Source organism: Haloarcula sp. CBA1115, from assembly GCF_000827835.1.
GTDB classification, from domain to species: Archaea; Halobacteriota; Halobacteria; order Halobacteriales; family Haloarculaceae; genus Haloarcula; species Haloarcula hispanica.
In genome coordinates, this window is record NZ_CP010529.1 from 501,604 (window position 1) to 516,132 (window position 14,529).

The 14,529-nt window shown below is 62.5% G+C and carries 18 protein-coding genes and 1 tRNA gene; 9 read left to right on the plus strand and 10 right to left on the minus strand.

Features of this window, described 5'->3' with window-relative positions:
• The gene (locus SG26_RS02330; protein ID WP_050036737.1) at positions 1-1,212 is read right to left on the minus strand and encodes an FIST signal transduction protein; all 1,212 of its coding nucleotides are present in this window, start codon (positions 1,210-1,212) and stop codon (positions 1-3) included.
• Between the two features lie 93 nt (positions 1,213-1,305).
• Positions 1,306-1,497: a hypothetical protein gene (locus SG26_RS02335; RefSeq protein WP_004591771.1), complete on the minus strand. Its 192-nt coding sequence runs from the start codon at positions 1,495-1,497 to the stop codon at positions 1,306-1,308.
• Between the two features lie 117 nt (positions 1,498-1,614).
• Here SG26_RS02335 and hisF point away from each other — a divergent pair, with 117 nt between their 5' ends.
• Positions 1,615-2,430, plus strand: a complete 816-nt coding sequence (gene hisF / locus SG26_RS02340) for an imidazole glycerol phosphate synthase subunit HisF (RefSeq protein WP_008313157.1) — start codon at positions 1,615-1,617, stop codon at positions 2,428-2,430.
• A gap of 297 nt (positions 2,431-2,727) precedes the next feature.
• The gene (locus SG26_RS02345) at positions 2,728-3,576 is read left to right on the plus strand and encodes a hypothetical protein (RefSeq protein WP_050036738.1); all 849 of its coding nucleotides are present in this window, start codon (positions 2,728-2,730) and stop codon (positions 3,574-3,576) included.
• Positions 3,577-3,578: 2 nt separating this feature from the next.
• On the opposite strand, the gene SG26_RS02350 is transcribed toward SG26_RS02345, so the two are convergent.
• The 3 genes from SG26_RS02350 to SG26_RS02360 form a co-directional block, all read right to left on the minus strand.
• On the minus strand, positions 3,579-3,863 hold the full coding sequence (locus SG26_RS02350) for a DNA-directed RNA polymerase subunit L (RefSeq protein WP_050036739.1): 285 nt from the start codon (positions 3,861-3,863) through the stop codon (positions 3,579-3,581).
• Positions 3,864-3,957: 94 nt separating this feature from the next.
• Positions 3,958-4,269, minus strand: a complete 312-nt coding sequence (locus SG26_RS02355) for a C2H2-type zinc finger protein (protein ID WP_050036740.1) — start codon at positions 4,267-4,269, stop codon at positions 3,958-3,960.
• Complete coding sequence (locus tag SG26_RS02360) at positions 4,266-5,612, minus strand: hypothetical protein (RefSeq protein ID WP_079980793.1); 1,347 nt, start codon at positions 5,610-5,612, stop codon at positions 4,266-4,268. Before SG26_RS02360 ends, SG26_RS02355 begins: the two co-directional genes overlap by 4 nt.
• Positions 5,613-5,771: 159 nt before the next feature.
• Between SG26_RS02360 and SG26_RS02365 the strand changes: the two genes are divergently transcribed.
• The 4 genes from SG26_RS02365 (at position 5,772) to SG26_RS02380 (ending at position 8,907) form a co-directional block, all read left to right on the plus strand.
• Complete coding sequence (locus SG26_RS02365; RefSeq protein WP_014040736.1) at positions 5,772-6,635, plus strand: heme-copper oxidase subunit III; 864 nt, start codon at positions 5,772-5,774, stop codon at positions 6,633-6,635.
• A 42-nt stretch (positions 6,636-6,677) separates the two neighbouring features.
• On the plus strand, positions 6,678-6,920 hold the full coding sequence (locus SG26_RS02370; RefSeq protein WP_004957007.1) for a hypothetical protein: 243 nt from the start codon (positions 6,678-6,680) through the stop codon (positions 6,918-6,920).
• A gap of 54 nt (positions 6,921-6,974) precedes the next feature.
• The gene (locus SG26_RS02375; protein WP_050036742.1) at positions 6,975-7,610 is read left to right on the plus strand and encodes a PGF-CTERM sorting domain-containing protein; all 636 of its coding nucleotides are present in this window, start codon (positions 6,975-6,977) and stop codon (positions 7,608-7,610) included.
• A 256-nt stretch (positions 7,611-7,866) separates the two neighbouring features.
• Positions 7,867-8,907, plus strand: coding sequence for an NAD(P)-dependent alcohol dehydrogenase (locus SG26_RS02380; RefSeq protein ID WP_050036743.1), 1,041 nt, complete (start codon positions 7,867-7,869; stop codon positions 8,905-8,907).
• A gap of 51 nt (positions 8,908-8,958) precedes the next feature.
• Here the strand turns inward: SG26_RS02380 and SG26_RS02385 are convergent, their stop codons facing one another.
• Positions 8,959-9,264 carry a hypothetical protein gene (locus SG26_RS02385; protein WP_050036744.1) on the minus strand — a complete coding sequence of 102 codons (306 nt, stop codon included), beginning with the start codon at positions 9,262-9,264 and terminating at the stop codon, positions 8,959-8,961.
• A 332-nt stretch (positions 9,265-9,596) separates the two neighbouring features.
• Between SG26_RS02385 and SG26_RS02390 the strand changes: the two genes are divergently transcribed.
• Together SG26_RS02390 and SG26_RS02395 are read left to right on the plus strand one after the other, a co-directional pair.
• Positions 9,597-10,112, plus strand: a complete 516-nt coding sequence (locus SG26_RS02390; RefSeq protein WP_175055137.1) for a hypothetical protein — start codon at positions 9,597-9,599, stop codon at positions 10,110-10,112.
• A gap of 22 nt (positions 10,113-10,134) precedes the next feature.
• A complete protein-coding gene (locus SG26_RS02395) occupies positions 10,135-10,824 on the plus strand; it encodes a hypothetical protein (protein WP_050036745.1) in 690 nt (229 codons plus the stop codon).
• Positions 10,825-10,993: 169 nt separating this feature from the next.
• Here the strand turns inward: SG26_RS02395 and SG26_RS02400 are convergent.
• From SG26_RS02400 to SG26_RS02410, 3 genes are all read right to left on the minus strand, one after another.
• Positions 10,994-11,067 (minus strand) — tRNA-Thr (locus SG26_RS02400).
• 78 nt (positions 11,068-11,145) lie between these two features.
• Complete coding sequence (locus SG26_RS02405; RefSeq protein ID WP_008313140.1) at positions 11,146-11,559, minus strand: universal stress protein; 414 nt, start codon at positions 11,557-11,559, stop codon at positions 11,146-11,148.
• An 86-nt stretch (positions 11,560-11,645) separates the two neighbouring features.
• Positions 11,646-12,626: a class I SAM-dependent methyltransferase family protein gene (locus tag SG26_RS02410; protein WP_050036746.1), complete on the minus strand. Its 981-nt coding sequence runs from the start codon at positions 12,624-12,626 to the stop codon at positions 11,646-11,648.
• A gap of 75 nt (positions 12,627-12,701) precedes the next feature.
• Here SG26_RS02410 and dph5 point away from each other — a divergent pair, with 75 nt between their 5' ends.
• Positions 12,702-13,481 carry a diphthine synthase gene (dph5, locus tag SG26_RS02415; protein ID WP_014040750.1) on the plus strand — a complete coding sequence of 260 codons (780 nt, stop codon included), beginning with the start codon at positions 12,702-12,704 and terminating at the stop codon, positions 13,479-13,481.
• 22 nt (positions 13,482-13,503) lie between these two features.
• Here dph5 and artA read toward each other — a convergent pair whose 3' ends face one another.
• On the minus strand, positions 13,504-14,505 hold the full coding sequence (gene artA, locus SG26_RS02420) for an archaeosortase A (protein WP_014040751.1): 1,002 nt from the start codon (positions 14,503-14,505) through the stop codon (positions 13,504-13,506).
• Positions 14,506-14,529: the final 24 nt, after the last annotated feature.

Genomic DNA, 14,529 nt, shown 5'->3' on the forward strand with positions numbered 1-14,529 from the left:
TTACTCCGGCAGTGCAAAGAGCACCGTTGTCGTGTTGTGAAAGCCACTGAGTTGTCCGGCCTGCATACACAGCTCTCCGTACGTCTCAAACCCAGCAACTGGGGCCGACAGGGTCGATGTGATACCATCGACAGTCGCCGAAAACGCGTCGTCGAAGAGAATCTGACGACACGCGCAGTCGTAGACGAACGCGCCAGCGATGGGACCGTCACACAGCGAGACAGCGTCGGCAGCAGCCTGTTCGGCGGACGCGATCTGGTCAGCTTTGTTGCCATGCATTACGCGGAGGACAGTTCCCTCCGGAATATCGACGGCAAACTGCAGTGCGCCAGTCTCTTCAATCGCAGTCCGGGGCCAGCGGATCTTGTAGGTTTCACCCTGGTCGATACCGAACAGGTATTCGACCATGAGCTTCCTGAGCGCCGCTGACCCGACTGGGACGTCGTCGACGGCTACCCCCGATGTCTCCACAGCGTGGTCTCGAACAGCGTCTTTCCATACCGCAAACGCTGGTTCACCGTCGAGTTCGTGAACCACGTTCCCGGAGACCTCGGTTACCTCCCACGGCTCTGAGATGGGGCTGTGGCCGTGATTGACGGTAATGATCGGACGCTTTTCGCCGGAGACGAGTACGATAACGACTGCGTCGTCGACAACCGACTCATCGCAAAACACTGGTGTCGACTCCATCCGGAGACCGTCAGACGCTGCCCCACCTGCGAATTCGACATAGGGGCCAAGCCGTCGCTGGACTGACAGCGACAACTGTTCACCGACGCCCGACAGCCCGTCGTGGAGGACGATCGCTGACTGGTAGGGTTCCTCGATATCTTCGGGAAGCGCTCGGACAGCATCTCTGACAGCCCCACGGGTGTTCTCGCTGAGACCGGCGGCAAGGGCCGTATCGAACCGGAACGAATCACTGGTAACGAGCGTGACGGCCACGCCGGCGTCCATCGTTCGCTCCTCAGTGAACGTTCCGCCAGCCGTGCAGCCGACAACGGCTGTCTCGTCGTCGACGAGCGCATTCACGCCCGCCAGAACGGCTTCGGGGTCGAACCCGGAACTGGCAAACACCTGACAGAAGTCCACCCGATCGGCGTCCAGTCGGTCCCGAGCAGCGCTGGTCGCCTCTCGGCCAGCGCGCGTCCCAGCGGTCGCCACTGACGTTCCCGTTGCGACCGCTGTACTCGCGCCTGACTGGGGCGACATTGTACAACAGTTATTCGCGCGGAAACCTATATACTCTCCCCAGAAGTATCAGAAATGATATCCCTGGCGGCCGACGTGGTCATACCGACCTGCTCAGGCCAGCGCCAGCGCGATACCGAACGTAAGCACCAGTCCGACCAGCAGGACGCCGAGCCCTGTCCCGACCTGCGACATGGTGAACGGGCTCTGTGGGGCCGTCGACCGAAGCGGCGGTTCTCGCGCGGGCAGTTCGACGTGTTCGGGGTCGTAATCCGGCCGGTCCTCCTCGTGGTGGTCGTCTGCCATAAGCGGTGGTTCTGGTGCGTCGTACGTGTAGCTGTCGGATTGTCACTGCGTGCTCGGCCAGACACTTGCACCAGTCGAAACGGTCAAACGGCGTTGCGTCGAACCCACAGGTATCGAATGACGCTCACGAAACGGATCATCCCCTGTATCGACGTCGACGTGGACGAGAACGGGGACGCGGCGGTGTACACGGGAGTCAACTTCGAGGACCTGGAGTACACTGGCGACCCGGTAGAGATGGCCAAGGCCTACAACGAGTCCGGCGCCGACGAGTTCGTCTTCCTGGACATCACCGCCTCCGCCGAGGGCCGCGAGACGATGCTCGATACAGTGTCGGCCGTGGCCGACGAGGTGTTCATCCCGCTGACCGTCGGCGGCGGCATCCGCACTCGTGACGACATCAAAGAGACGCTGCGGGCCGGTGCGGACAAGGTGTCGATCAACTCCGGCGCTATCGCCGAGCCCGACCTGATCAACGAGGGCGCGGCGGCCTTCGGGAGCCAGTGTATCGTCATCTCCGTCGACGCTCGCCGTCGCTTCGACGATGAGGGCGAGTACTACACCGAGGTCGACGGCGAGTCCTGCTGGTTCGAATGCACCGTCAAGGGCGGGCGCGAGGGAACCGGGCTGGACGTCGTCGAGTGGGCCACCGAGGCAGAGGAGCGCGGTGCTGGCGAACTGTTTGTCAACTCCATCGACGCCGACGGAACGAAAGACGGCTACGACATCCCGCTGATGCAGGCCGTCTGTGACACCGTCTCGACCCCGGTCATCGCCTCTTCGGGCTGTGGCGGCCCGGAAGACATGGAGGAAGTGTTCGTCGACGCCGGCGCGGACGCCGGTCTCGCTGCCTCCATCTTCCACTTCGGCGAGTACTCTATCGCCGAGACCAAGGAGTACCTCGACAGCAAGGGGATTCCAGTCCGACTGTAGCGCACCTCCGACTTAGGGTAGCAATATTAAATACCCACTCCTGTCATTATCTCTGTATGACGCAGTTCTTCTGTCGCCTCGGACGCCTCGGTTTTCCCCGCGTCCCGGCGTTCGATATCGGTTCTCGCTGTCAGCGGTCACGCCCACCCCAGTCCCTGGAAGCAGGCGTCAACGGGGTCGAACAGCCCCGATGAGTCAGCCTGTGACCGAGCGACCGTGGGGGAACGTCTCCCCGGAACCGCAGCACTGTGGCCTGGCATCGGGCAGGTTTTATTCGCCCAACACGGAGAATCAACAATGAAATGGCGGTGTGAATGGTGTGGCAAACCCCACGAGGAGGACGACCCGCCGTGTGACAACTGCGGGCACGGTTCCTTCGAGGAGGCCGTGACGCAGGTCAACGAAGCGGTCGTCGAGGGCGGGCCCAGGTGGGTCTGTCTGGACTGCGGTCGCCAGCACCAGAAGAACTCCCCGCCGTGCAAACGCTGTGGCGGGAGTAACTTCGAGCGGCGGACGGGGCCGCCGGAGGACGATCCGCTCGATGAGATACAGACCGGCTGGCTGGACGTGCTCGAAACGAAGTACGCGATCGGCTACGCCGCCGTGGCACTGCTGCTCGGCCTCATCGTGCTCGCTGCTGTGGGCGGTATCACGTTGCCGGGCTTTGCCGCCGAAACTCCCACCGGCCCACCGTCGATCGCGTCCCCTGCCGGCAGCGGCGACACCGTCGACTCGCTCTCGCTCGCCGAGGTCGAGGACACCTACGTCGACGTGTACAACGTCCGGCGGTCGGGCGTCGGCGGTGGAACGGTCTCGCGGAACGCGACCATCGACGACGCCGCGGCCTACTACAACAAGGGCCGCGTCGATGCGCGATACGACAACGCGGAGCGGCCCACGCGAGAGGGAGTATCCCGGTTCCCGCTCCCCTGTGACCGCCCAGTCGTGGTCAGCTACGAGGTGGCCTACGACCGGACGCCACAGTCACTCGACCAGTTCGAGAACGAGACAGCGCTGGCGACCGCGCTCGTCGACAGTTACATCGAGCGAGGTAACAGGCTTCGGACGTCGGACGCCGGACTGATCGGCCTCGATATCCACGTCGGTCCGGACGAACGCGTGTTCGTCACGTACGTACTCTGTTAGAACTACGCGGCGGCTTCGAACGCGTCAGTGAAGTTGTCCGCCTTCTCGATGACGGCGTCAGTCCCGTCTTCGAGAGCTTCGAGCGCGTCGACGCCATCCTCAGTTTTGATGGTCAGGACCGGGTCCGTCTGGCCACCGGACTGTTCCGGGTTCACGTCGTAGGTCGCCGCTGTGACGCCCTCTGTCTCCAGTAGCGCCCCCTTGATGACGTTCATGAACGTGTGGTCCTCACCGGCGATCTCGATAGAGAGTTCCGTGTCGGATTTGTCGATAACGCGAAGGTCCATACCCACTGTTTGGTCACCTGCGACCCATCAACGCTTCGCTTCCCGTCTGCCAGCCAACAGAGACACCAGATCGGGCGGACGATAGCGGCGTCGGTTAGACGAGCGCGTACACCATCAGGAAGCCGAAGTAAATGAGCACGAGCGCGCCCAGCGCCTGCAGCCGGAACGCCGAAAGCGACTCTTCCTCCTCGTCGTGGGCCGCCCGGAAGGCCTCGACCTCCTCGTCGTCGAGTTCGTTGGGGTGGGCCAGGCCGCGGTGGAGCGCGAGCCAGGACTCGCGGGCGAACGGCCGGCCGCAGTACGAACAGGTGTAGGCTGTGGCGTCGGCCGGAACGTCGTAGGCTGCTCCGTCATCGGTGCTTGTCGCTGCCGTATCAGCCGCCGTCTGGGTTGCTGTGTCAGTCATAGATGGGGGAGTGCCACCTCCGGCTGAGAGACGACCCAGAGGCTTGTCATCGTGTAGAACACCATGACCGCGATGAAGGGGTACTGCGACCGAATCGCCTGTAGTCGTGCGGGAAACAGGTCGTACGCGGCGGCGTGGGCCACCCAGATAGCGACCAGATGACCGACGATGACCGACGCGAGCGCAATCGCGCCGAACCAATCCGGTAGTTCGATGGTCGGCACTACTGCCGGGTCCGCGAACGGCGACGTGAGCGCGACGGCCAGCGAAGGTGCGAGTACGAGGAAGTACCCGAGGTAGTGCGCGAAGTGGTAGCCGACGGCGATAGCGACGAGCGGCGGCGCGAACCGCTGTGCGAGCACTGCCGGAGCCAGATACGTGTCCGACATATCACGGGAGAGCCGGACCGCGAGTCGATACACGCCGAGGAAGCCGGCGAAGCCGATCCCGAGCGCGACCGGATACAGGAGGTGCGGCGGGACGCCGGCATCGACGAGTGGTGTCGTCAGGTCCCGCCAGGCCGGCGTCGTGACCAGCCCGTCGTAGGTCGTGACCCACAGCAGGGCGACCACGAACGCCACCTCGTCGGGGCCGTCGACCAGCCGCGGCGTCGAGAGGTCCATTCCGGGGAGCCGAAGTCGGAGTCCCCCCTCGTCGCGGCCGATGGGCGCAAAGCGACCGTAGTAGCGGAACACCCGCTCCACCGGGTCAGCGTGAGCGAACCAGTCCCCGGGTCCGAACACGAGCGCGCCCGCGAGCGTCAGCACCGAGTAGCCGGCGACGACCGACGCGAGCAGTCGCGGCTGGTCGGCGAGCGGGCTGACCACCTCAACCCACACCAGCACGAGCAGGCCGCCGACGGCGGGCCACGATCCGACGCGGGCCGGGTAGGGGCGGTCGAGCGTCGGGAGGAGGTCGGCGAGCGTCTTGAACGGATTGAGCGTCGCCCAGGCGTTGCCCAGGAGGTATGTCGTCATCGCCAGCCCGGCCCACCAGCCGACCCAGACGAGCAGTATCGCGAGGTTCGTCCGGGCGTTCGTCGGTCCGAGGAAGCCGACGACGAACACCGCGGCGAGTCCGGCGAGCCCGAGGAGTTGGCCGGCGAGCTTTAGGACACGCTCGTAGTCGCCCGACAGCGGCCGCCCCCAGTCGTGGATGCGCTCGACGAACGCCCGGTCGGTGACGAACGAGGCCAGCAGGAACGACGCGCCGACGGCCGCACCACCGGTACTCAGGAAGAGCCACGTCGGTATCGTCAGCGATTCGCGCCCGCCGCCGGCGAGACTGCCGCCGTGTGCGCTCGCTGTTCCCGTCGCGGCCAGCCAGCCCAGCCCACACACCACCAGCGCGACCGTACGACGCCTCCCAGATGTCATCGTCGGCAGTTGGGCCTTCGCCCCCGTGTAGCTTCCGGGATGCCGGCGGGCCATTCAGAGACGGAACCGGACCAATCCGCAGTGAATTGGATGGGCTTTTAGTATTCCGTTCGCAAGGGCCCTAGTATGAGTGTCTCCGATGAACACGCGGACGACGGGCACGGGGAGCACCACCTCCCGGCGACGGAGGACTGGCCCCACGGGTTCGGCGAGGCCAGCTGGTGGCCCTTTGTGACGGCGATCGGTGGTTCGGGCATCTACGTCAGCGCGGCCCTGCTCGTGCTTTCGATGGGCGAGAACGCACTTGTTAGCCAGACGGTCGGGGCGGGCGCGATGGCCGGGAGCGTCGGGCTCTTCCTCGTCGGCATCTACGGCTGGCTGTATCACGCCTTCGTCTCCGACTTCTGGGAACGCGGGACGGACTACCACTCGGACAAGACGCTGAAGTTCGCCATGCTCCTGTTCCTCGGGAGCGAAATCGCCACCTTCGGCGCTGGCTTCGTGTACTACTTCATCGTGCGTGGCGGCGAAGTCTGGGCGCAGGCGGCAGTGCCAGAGGTGTTCGGCTCGCTGGTGATCGTCAACACGCTGATTCTGATCGCCAGCTCGGTGACGCTTCACTACAGCCACATCGCGCTCCGGAACGGAAACCGAAGCCGGTTCCTGAAGCTGCTGGGCACGACGCTGCTGCTGGGCATCGTCTTCATCGGCGGGCAGGTGTACGAGTACTACGAGTTCATCGTGCACAAGGGCTTCAGCATCGGTGGCGGCATCTACGGCTCCGCCTTCTACGGTCTGACGGGACTCCACGGCCTCCACGTCACGATGGGGGCCGTGCTTCTGGGTATCGTCTTCGTCCGCGCGTACTACGGTCAGTACTCGGCTGAACGGCACACCTCCGTCTCGACAGCGTCGATGTACTGGCACTTCGTCGACATCGTCTGGATCTTCCTCGTCGTCGTGCTCTACATGGGCGCGAACCTGGTGTAGATCGCCGACGAGTTTTAGACGGCCGACACTCGTTTCACACGCATGGACCGGCTAGACGTCAGCGGGAGCTTCGACGTCCACGAGTACCGACACGGACTCAAGCTGCTGAAAGACGACCGCGGGACGATGACGCTGTCGAACCGGAAGGGGTTCGCCTGTCCGGCCTGTGGCAACGAGTTCGAGACGCTCTTTATCAGCGAAAAGCGGACGAACACTTTCGGAGACCCCGGGTCCCCCTTCTGTCTGGTTCGGACTGACGACCAGCTACTGGTCCTCACACATTGAGCCGTATCGGCTCCGGTAACAAGGCTTATCCCATCTGACCCGATTCGGTGAGGTATGAATCGGATTGTCCCTGCGATCGGTCTCGCTGCCCTCGTCGTCCTCTCCGGCTGTGTGACGGCGACGGTTGACTCGACAGTGGCCGGAGACGGCACAGTTTCGGAGTACGACCTGACTCTCGACATGTCCCCGTCGGTGTACGACGGCCTCCAGAGCCAGGCCCAGCAAGAGGGCTATGACTCGGTTGAAGGATATCTCCTGGCCGACGTGAACACCAGTCGGATGGCGAATCACACGTACGAACAAGAGCTTGAGGGTGAGAACGTCACGCTCTCGATGACGTTCACGGACTGGAACCCCGGCCCGGAAAGCGACGTGTCGGTCAACGCTAGCGGGGGCAACGTCACGTACGAAGACCGGACGTTCGTCACTGCGAACGAGGATACCGACGTGGCCTTCGGCGATGGCGTCGCAGTCGAGTACCAGCTGACGATGCCCGCCGACGTCTCGTCCTCGAACGCTGATATCGTTCGGAACGAGACCGCTGTCTGGGAGTACGAGGCTGACGAACCGGTCGAGGAACCGATCCGCGCGACCAGCCCCGCACCGTCGTCGGCCTTCGGCCCCGGAATGGGGATTCCCGTCGCCGTCGTGGCGCTGCTCGGGGCCGCACTGCTGGCCAGTCGGGACTGAGACTGTCGGCTGTACCTCCCTGAAGATACTCGCTACCTCGGGGTAGCAATATTCTCCACGAGATGACAGCCGGTAGTCTGTGTAGCTGAGGGCGTCACCACACGCATCGTTCCTTGCACCCGGATTCGGAGTCTACAGACGCTGGCCGGGTGGCTGATACTCTTCTCAGACAGTGGAACGGGCGATACTACAATATATATATATATATGATATTTTATAATGGATGTTTAATGTCGTTTCGCCCGGATACAGAACGATGCGCGCAGCCAGACTCCACGAGTACACGCACGACATGTCGAACGGGCTTTCGATAGACGAGGTGGACGCACCACAGGTCGCGTCGGGGGACGACGTCATCGTCGAGGTCGAAGGGGCCGGCTGGTGCCAGACTGACAATCACATCATCGAGGGGATGTGGGACCAGTACGTCCCGCAGGACCTCCCGATGACGCTGGGCCACGAGAACGCCGGGACAGTCGTCGAGACCGGCGACGACGTCGATATCGTCTCGGAAGGCGACCAGGTCATCTGTCATCCGGTCCAGACCTGTGGCACCTGCCGACCGTGCCGGCAAGGTGAGACGATGTACTGCGAGAACGACGCGTTCAACGGCCTGACGACCGACGGCGGCTTCGCCGACCAGCTACTGACCAGCGACCGGTCGGTCATCCCGCTGCCCGAGGGCGTCGACCCGGCCGACATCGCCCCGCACGCCGACGCCGGTATCACGGCCTACCACGCGGCGAAGAAAGCCGTCGACGGACTCAATCCGGGCGACACTGCAGTCGTCATCGGTATCGGCGGGCTCGGCCACATCGGCCTCCAGTGCCTCGACGCGATGTGTGCCGCCGACCTCGTCGCCGTCGACATCAAGCAGTCCGCCCGCGACCTCGCCGACGACCTCGGCGCACACTACACCATCGACCCCGAAAGCGAGGACGTAGCCAGCGAGGTCGAAGCCATCAGCGACGGCGTCGGTGCCGCCCAAGTGCTCGATTTCGTCGGGGCCGACGAGACGACGGCGCTCGCGCCCGATATCTGTGCCGCCGGCGGCGACCACCACATCATCGGCTACGGCGGCCACATCCACGAACCCGCACAGGCGCTCGTCAACGGCGAGTTCGCCTATCAGGGCAACATCGTCGGCCAGTACACCGAACTCCAGGAACTGGTCGCGCTCGTCGAGCGCGGCGCGGTCGACCTGTACACGACCCAGTACGACCTGGGCGAGGTGAACACCGTCGCACAGATGCTCGAAGACCGAGAGATCGACGGTCGGGCAGTCATCACGCCCTGAACGGTCTGTGTTGTGGTGTCGTATCGCCGGACAGGGCACCCTTCTTTCGGCTCACCGACCGTCGGCGCGGGTCTGTTCCGTTTCGTCGGCCAGGTCGTGATAGCGCCTGAGAAACGCGTCTCGGCTCACGGTCCCGGCACCGGCCGCTTCGAGTCGGTCTTCCAGCCCGCTCCGGTCGAAGTGACAGTACTCCCGATAACAGGGCTTGCACAGATACTCGAAGGACTTGTTGTCGCGGTTCCAGCGGTCGCCGTACTTGTCGTATTCCCGGGCATCCGACCGGGCGACCGTTTTACCGCAGGCGATGCAACGGACCTCTGCATCGGTGTCGCGATGCCAGGCGTTTCTGAAATCCATCAGACCCACACTCCGTCTAACTGTCCGCAAGTGTGTCTGTCGTGCCGCTCTCGCCCGCACACCGCAGTACCCGCCGGTAATCCGTACTGTGTGCCCATCGTTTACAGCTAGAAGTACCGTCCAGCAGCCCGTCGCCATATCGCATCACTGATGAGGGTCGTTTTTATGCGGCCTGTGGAGCCCCGTCAGACCAGCGACGCAGTACCTACGGCTGCTGACAGGTCATCTCCGGTAGGAACCGTACTTGTCAGAACAGCACTCGAAAGCGGAAGCCGGTGGAGGGAGTATGAACCACGGTCGGAGCAAAGCTCTTCCCTGCTTCAAATCCCAGATTGGCTTTCGCTCGTCCTGCACTGGAGATTCGCCATCGACCCGAGACGGAGACACCGCTCAAGAAGAAAGGCAAGGGTGAACGCGACGTACTCATCGAGAAGGACGACGGGAGAGTGATTGCGGATTACATCGAGAACGCCCGCCTAGCGGTGACTGACGAGTACGGTCGAGAACCACTGATTGCGACCGACCACGGACGCCGAGCGCGGACGACTATTCAGCGGATGGTCTACACGGCGACACGCCCGTGTCACTACGAGAACGCCTGCCCCTTCGATGAAGACCCCGAGACGTGCGAGGCGGCGACGTGGAACGGCGCGTCCAAGTGTCCGGGGTCGGTGAGTCCGCACGTTCTCCGTCGTGGATACGTGACTGCGGCTCGGAACGCTGGTCAGCCGAAGGACGTGACTGGCGAGCGTGTGAACATGACCGGGAGAGTGATCGACAAGCATTACGATAAGGGTTCACGCGATGAAAAGGCCGAAAGAAGACGAAATCACCTAAGAGATATTTGATAGGGGCTACTCCTTCTGTCGTATGCTCTCCAGAGCGAGAAGGATTGTTTTTGTTTTAATTCTGAGCGGGTGTCTTTTGTTTATCTTGACGCCTCTACTTATCCTCATATCCGTATCTTTAGTTCTTATTGACCTGCCACGCAGGGTAGGGGAAGTAATCAATTTTGACGATGCAATTCGTGTCGTTTTATTCAGATTTAGTGACCCCGAGGAAATGCGTGAATTCCGAGACGATGTGCTTCACATAGTCGAGAGCGAGAACGAAAACTCTGGCTCAGATAGATGGTCACTCCTTCGTGAGATGGATAAGGCCGAATCTGAGATTGAAAACAGAATACGGAACGGTGAGTTCGCGTTCAGTTTTGCGGGAGGTATCTCTGCACTACTCGTGGGGAATGTATTCGGAATATCATACGGTGGAGTGGTGATTACGATTGTAGTTTTGGTGTTTTCTCTCCTTGTTTCAGCGAGGATTATCGTGACTGACATTCTTTGTTACGAGCCAGTCAAACATCGAAACGACCCGATAGAGCGTCTTGAAATATTGTATGCGTGGAATACGAGTGCCGCAATGAAACAGGGTGCTGTTGGAATAGCTATTCTGACAGCGTTTGCCTCCCGAAGCGAACAGGGATACCGAGTAGGTATCTGGTTGTTGGACACCATCGCCAATATGCTCTACTCGGACGACGATAGATGGCGAGTGGAATAATTACTGCTAACATCGGGAAGGGGCGGCTGCAGTGTTCTCAGAGCAATAATTGACACGGGAAAGAAGTGGCAAATCCTCTTTGTAGCGGGGGCAAATTCTACGCCTTCCGTGGCCCAATAATTAAGTAAGCCGACCGCTGTCTGTCCATTTAGACGATTCCGAAGGAAAGAGCCGGTGGAGGGATTTGAACCCTCGGCCTAATCCTTACGAAGGATTCGCTCTGCCAGTCTGAGCTACACCGGCGCCGTACTCGCGTACATCAGTTGTTGGACGCATAACCGCAATAAGGATTGCGAATCGGGACCACCGAGAGAGACGTTCTCACTCCGCTCGGGACCCGACGACGGTGACCGGGTCGTCCGCCTCGAGCAGGACCTGCTGGGAGACGCTCCCGAACACGGCCTTACCGGTCGGCGACCGCTTTCTGGACCCCATGACGATCTGGTCGACATCGAACTCCTCGGCCAGATCGATGATGCCGTCCGCAGGCGGCTGCTGACCCTCAGCCAGCTGGACATCGACGTCGTGGTCTTCGAGGTAGTCACGCACGAGGCGCACTGTCGAGATGCGCTCGACGTTGCGTATCTCCTCGGGCGCTTCCGCCTCTTCTTTTGTCAATGCGTGCGTAATGACGGCCTCGATGTCGGTCTCAGCAGCCGGTAGCTCCGCGACGAAGGCGGCCTGGCCGCGGGCGCGGTCCTCATCGGCGTCGACGGGGACGAGTATTGTGTACATATTTTACCCTCCTAGATACAAGCGTCCGACTTCCTCGTCGTTAAGCAGTTCGGTCCCCGTACCGGTGATGATAATAACTGTTCGTTTCAGCGCGTCAGTCGAACGTCGAGAACGACGTTGTGCTCCTTCGGGGCATACGATCGAACGGGGTGGCGCGTTTCGACCGTCACGTCGTAGGCCGGCTCCGCAGCCGCCCGTATCGCTCGCTCGCCGGGCCCGAACAGGTCGTCCTCGTGCTGGATATCGTAGTAGTGAAAGACACAGTCGTCAGCCGCCAGGCGGACGGCGGTCTCCAGAAACTCGTCGGCGCTATGGGGCAGATTCATCACGACGCGGTTGGCCCAGCCCTCGTACTCTCCGGCGACCTCTCGTACGTCGCCACAGATGCCCGTCACGCGGTCGGCGACGCCGTTGCGCTGTGCGTTCGCCCGGAGGTACTCGATTGCCGTCTCGTTGATGTCTGTTCCGACGCAGGTCGCGCCGCGTTTGGCGAACGGAATCGCGAACGGGCCGACGCCCGCGAACATGTCGAAGGCCTGCTCGCCCTCGCTGACCTGTTCGGTGACACGATGGCGCTCTGTCGCCAGCCGCGGCGAGAAGTACACCTCGGCGAGGTCGAGGTCGAACGTACAGCCGTACTCCCGGTGAGTGACTTCCGTCCCCTCACCAGCGAGTACGTCCCAGTCCCGGACCCGCTGTTCGCCTTTGATCTTCGACGCGCGGTTCAACACCGCTCGCACGGGCAGGTCTGAATCCATAATCGCGTCGGCAATCGCCCGCGCCCGGTCGGCGTCGTCCTCGTCGACAATCGCGACGTCGCCGATGCGCTCGTAGCTCGGGTCGAAGTCGAGTCCGTCGGCCGGCATCGTCTGGCCCTCGCGGACCGGCGGGTCTGCCTCCACGACGACGAAGTCCGACGGCACTGCTTCGGGGTCGGTGACGGGAACGTATAGCTGCCCGTCGACGACCGTGATGTCGTAGCCGTCGTCGACGAGGTTTGCTTCGGCGAGGCGTTGGCGCGTCTCTTCGCCGGCCTCGCGGGGAACGCGAACGCAGGGAACGCCCATACTCTCTCTCCCCGACCGCGGGCGGTAAGCCTGACGCTTCGCGCCCTTTATGCCCGACGGCGCCCCACTCCGGATATGCTCACATTCGTCGGGCTGGGCCTCTACGACGAGCGCTCGGTCACGGTCGCCGGCCGCGACGCCATCCGAGACGCCGACCGGGTGTTCGCGGAGTTCTACACGAGTCGGCTGGTTGGTACCGACCTCGAAACGCTAGAGGACGTACTGGAGACGAGTATCGAAGTCAGGGACCGCGCCGGCATCGAGCAGGACCCCGAACCGATTCTCGAAGCCGCCGAGAGCGAAGATGTCGTCTTCTGTACTGCCGGGGATACGATGGTCTCGACGACACACACCGACCTCCGGCTCCGCGCTGCTGACCGCGGTATCGAAACCCGAATCGTCCACGGAACGACAGCCCAGACGGCCGCCGGCTCACTGACTGGCTTACAGAACTACCGCTTCGGGAAGGCGACGACCCTCCCGTTCGAGGACGCTCACGGCGGTGACGGCGTCCCGGATAGCGTCGTCGCCACCATCGAGGACAACCGGGAGCGGGACCTGCACACGCTAGTCTATCTCGACATCAAGGTCGACGACCCCCACTGGGACGAGAGTGACGACACGTACATGACTGCCAGCAAGGCCGCCGCCATGCTATCCGAGCCGTTCCCCGACACGCTCGGCGTCGTCGTGGCCAGAGCCGGTAGCCCGGACCCGCTGGTGGCCGCCGATACGCTCGACGCTCTCGCCGCACAGTCATTCGGCGAGCCGCTACATCTGCTCGTCATTCCCGGTTCGCTCCACCCGCTCGAAGCTGACGCACTGGAATCGATTGCTGGAGCAGAATTAGAATAACGGCCGTTCCTCCCGACGCAGTTCAGTCGTCACCAGGCGTTGCAGGACCCGACTCCGACTGGTTCTTTTCGAACGCCGTTCCGAGGTCGTACTCCGTGCCAGTCACCAGGAAGAGGAGGTCCTCGACGATGACCGTGAGTTCCGGTAGCTCCCGCATCAGCACCCACGTCAGCCCGACGAGAACGATGACGGAGCCGAACTGCGCCAGAATCCGGTCGACGATGTAGTAGGACACCAGCTGTGCGTCGCTGAGGCCGAACAGCGCCATGACCGTTCCCGGGAAGAACTGCGCCTTCTGCAGGCCAAAAGCCAGCGCGATTCCGAGGTTCCGAATCAGATTCAGTACGTAGATGATGCTGACAGCCGCGACCAGCACGCGGAGCTTCCGCCGCCACGGCGCCTTGACCGCCAGTATTCCGCCGGCGAAGATAGATATACTCCCGATACCCGTACAGGCCAGAATGATGGTGTACGTTATCGGCCGCTCGTTCCCGCCGAACCAGAACGTGTTTTCGTAGGGGTACTGCTTCGAGGCGATATCGATGCCGTTGTGCGAGAGCCCGTCGACTACCACCGGGTCGTAGCCCAGGACGGTCATGAGGAAGGAGACCTGCCCGGTGACGATCTCGATGATGGTCTGGCGGAGCGGCCCGATGGTGAGAAACGGTACGTAGATGACGCCCATGAGGCCGATTGCCCGGGTCAACACCAGCAGCGACTCGCGGCCGTTCCAGAGCAGATAGCCGGTGTACAGCGACAGGGGGACGGCGATGACGCTCCCCAAGCCCTCGACGACGCTCTTCTGTATCAGAATGAAATGCGGGGCCAAGACGAGCCAGTATGCTGCGAACAAAGCCCAGCCGACTGTTCCGACGGGACGGGCCAGTCGCTCGTCGTACTGGGCGACAGCCACGCTTCCCAGAAACGCCGCGAGAACGAGCCACATCAGCGGTTCCGAGACTGTGACCGGGTCGAACGACAGTCCAGCGATGTCGACGCCTGCCTGCAGGACTGTCTCACTCATTGCTCGTACGTTGGCCAAACCGGC

Coding starts and splice junctions, on each gene's coding strand:
- SG26_RS02405 (WP_008313140.1), bottom strand. CDS start 11,559: ATGTACACAATACTCGTCCCCGTCGACGCCGATGAGGACCGCGCCCGC.
- dph5 (WP_014040750.1), top strand. CDS start 12,702: ATGCTCACATTCGTCGGGCTGGGCCTCTACGACGAGCGCTCGGTCACG.
- SG26_RS02385 (WP_050036744.1), bottom strand. CDS start 9,264: ATGGATTTCAGAAACGCCTGGCATCGCGACACCGATGCAGAGGTCCGT.
- SG26_RS02330 (WP_050036737.1), bottom strand. CDS start 1,212: ATGTCGCCCCAGTCAGGCGCGAGTACAGCGGTCGCAACGGGAACGTCA.
- SG26_RS02410 (WP_050036746.1), bottom strand. CDS start 12,626: ATGGGCGTTCCCTGCGTTCGCGTTCCCCGCGAGGCCGGCGAAGAGACG.
- SG26_RS02380 (WP_050036743.1), top strand. CDS start 7,867: ATGCGCGCAGCCAGACTCCACGAGTACACGCACGACATGTCGAACGGG.
- SG26_RS02370 (WP_004957007.1), top strand. CDS start 6,678: ATGGACCGGCTAGACGTCAGCGGGAGCTTCGACGTCCACGAGTACCGA.
- SG26_RS02395 (WP_050036745.1), top strand. CDS start 10,135: ATGCTCTCCAGAGCGAGAAGGATTGTTTTTGTTTTAATTCTGAGCGGG.
- SG26_RS02350 (WP_050036739.1), bottom strand. CDS start 3,863: ATGGACCTTCGCGTTATCGACAAATCCGACACGGAACTCTCTATCGAG.
- artA (WP_014040751.1), bottom strand. CDS start 14,505: ATGAGTGAGACAGTCCTGCAGGCAGGCGTCGACATCGCTGGACTGTCG.
- SG26_RS02345 (WP_050036738.1), top strand. CDS start 2,728: ATGAAATGGCGGTGTGAATGGTGTGGCAAACCCCACGAGGAGGACGAC.
- SG26_RS02365 (WP_014040736.1), top strand. CDS start 5,772: ATGAGTGTCTCCGATGAACACGCGGACGACGGGCACGGGGAGCACCAC.
- SG26_RS02355 (WP_050036740.1), bottom strand. CDS start 4,269: ATGACTGACACAGCAACCCAGACGGCGGCTGATACGGCAGCGACAAGC.
- SG26_RS02335 (WP_004591771.1), bottom strand. CDS start 1,497: ATGGCAGACGACCACCACGAGGAGGACCGGCCGGATTACGACCCCGAA.
- hisF (WP_008313157.1), top strand. CDS start 1,615: ATGACGCTCACGAAACGGATCATCCCCTGTATCGACGTCGACGTGGAC.
- SG26_RS02375 (WP_050036742.1), top strand. CDS start 6,975: ATGAATCGGATTGTCCCTGCGATCGGTCTCGCTGCCCTCGTCGTCCTC.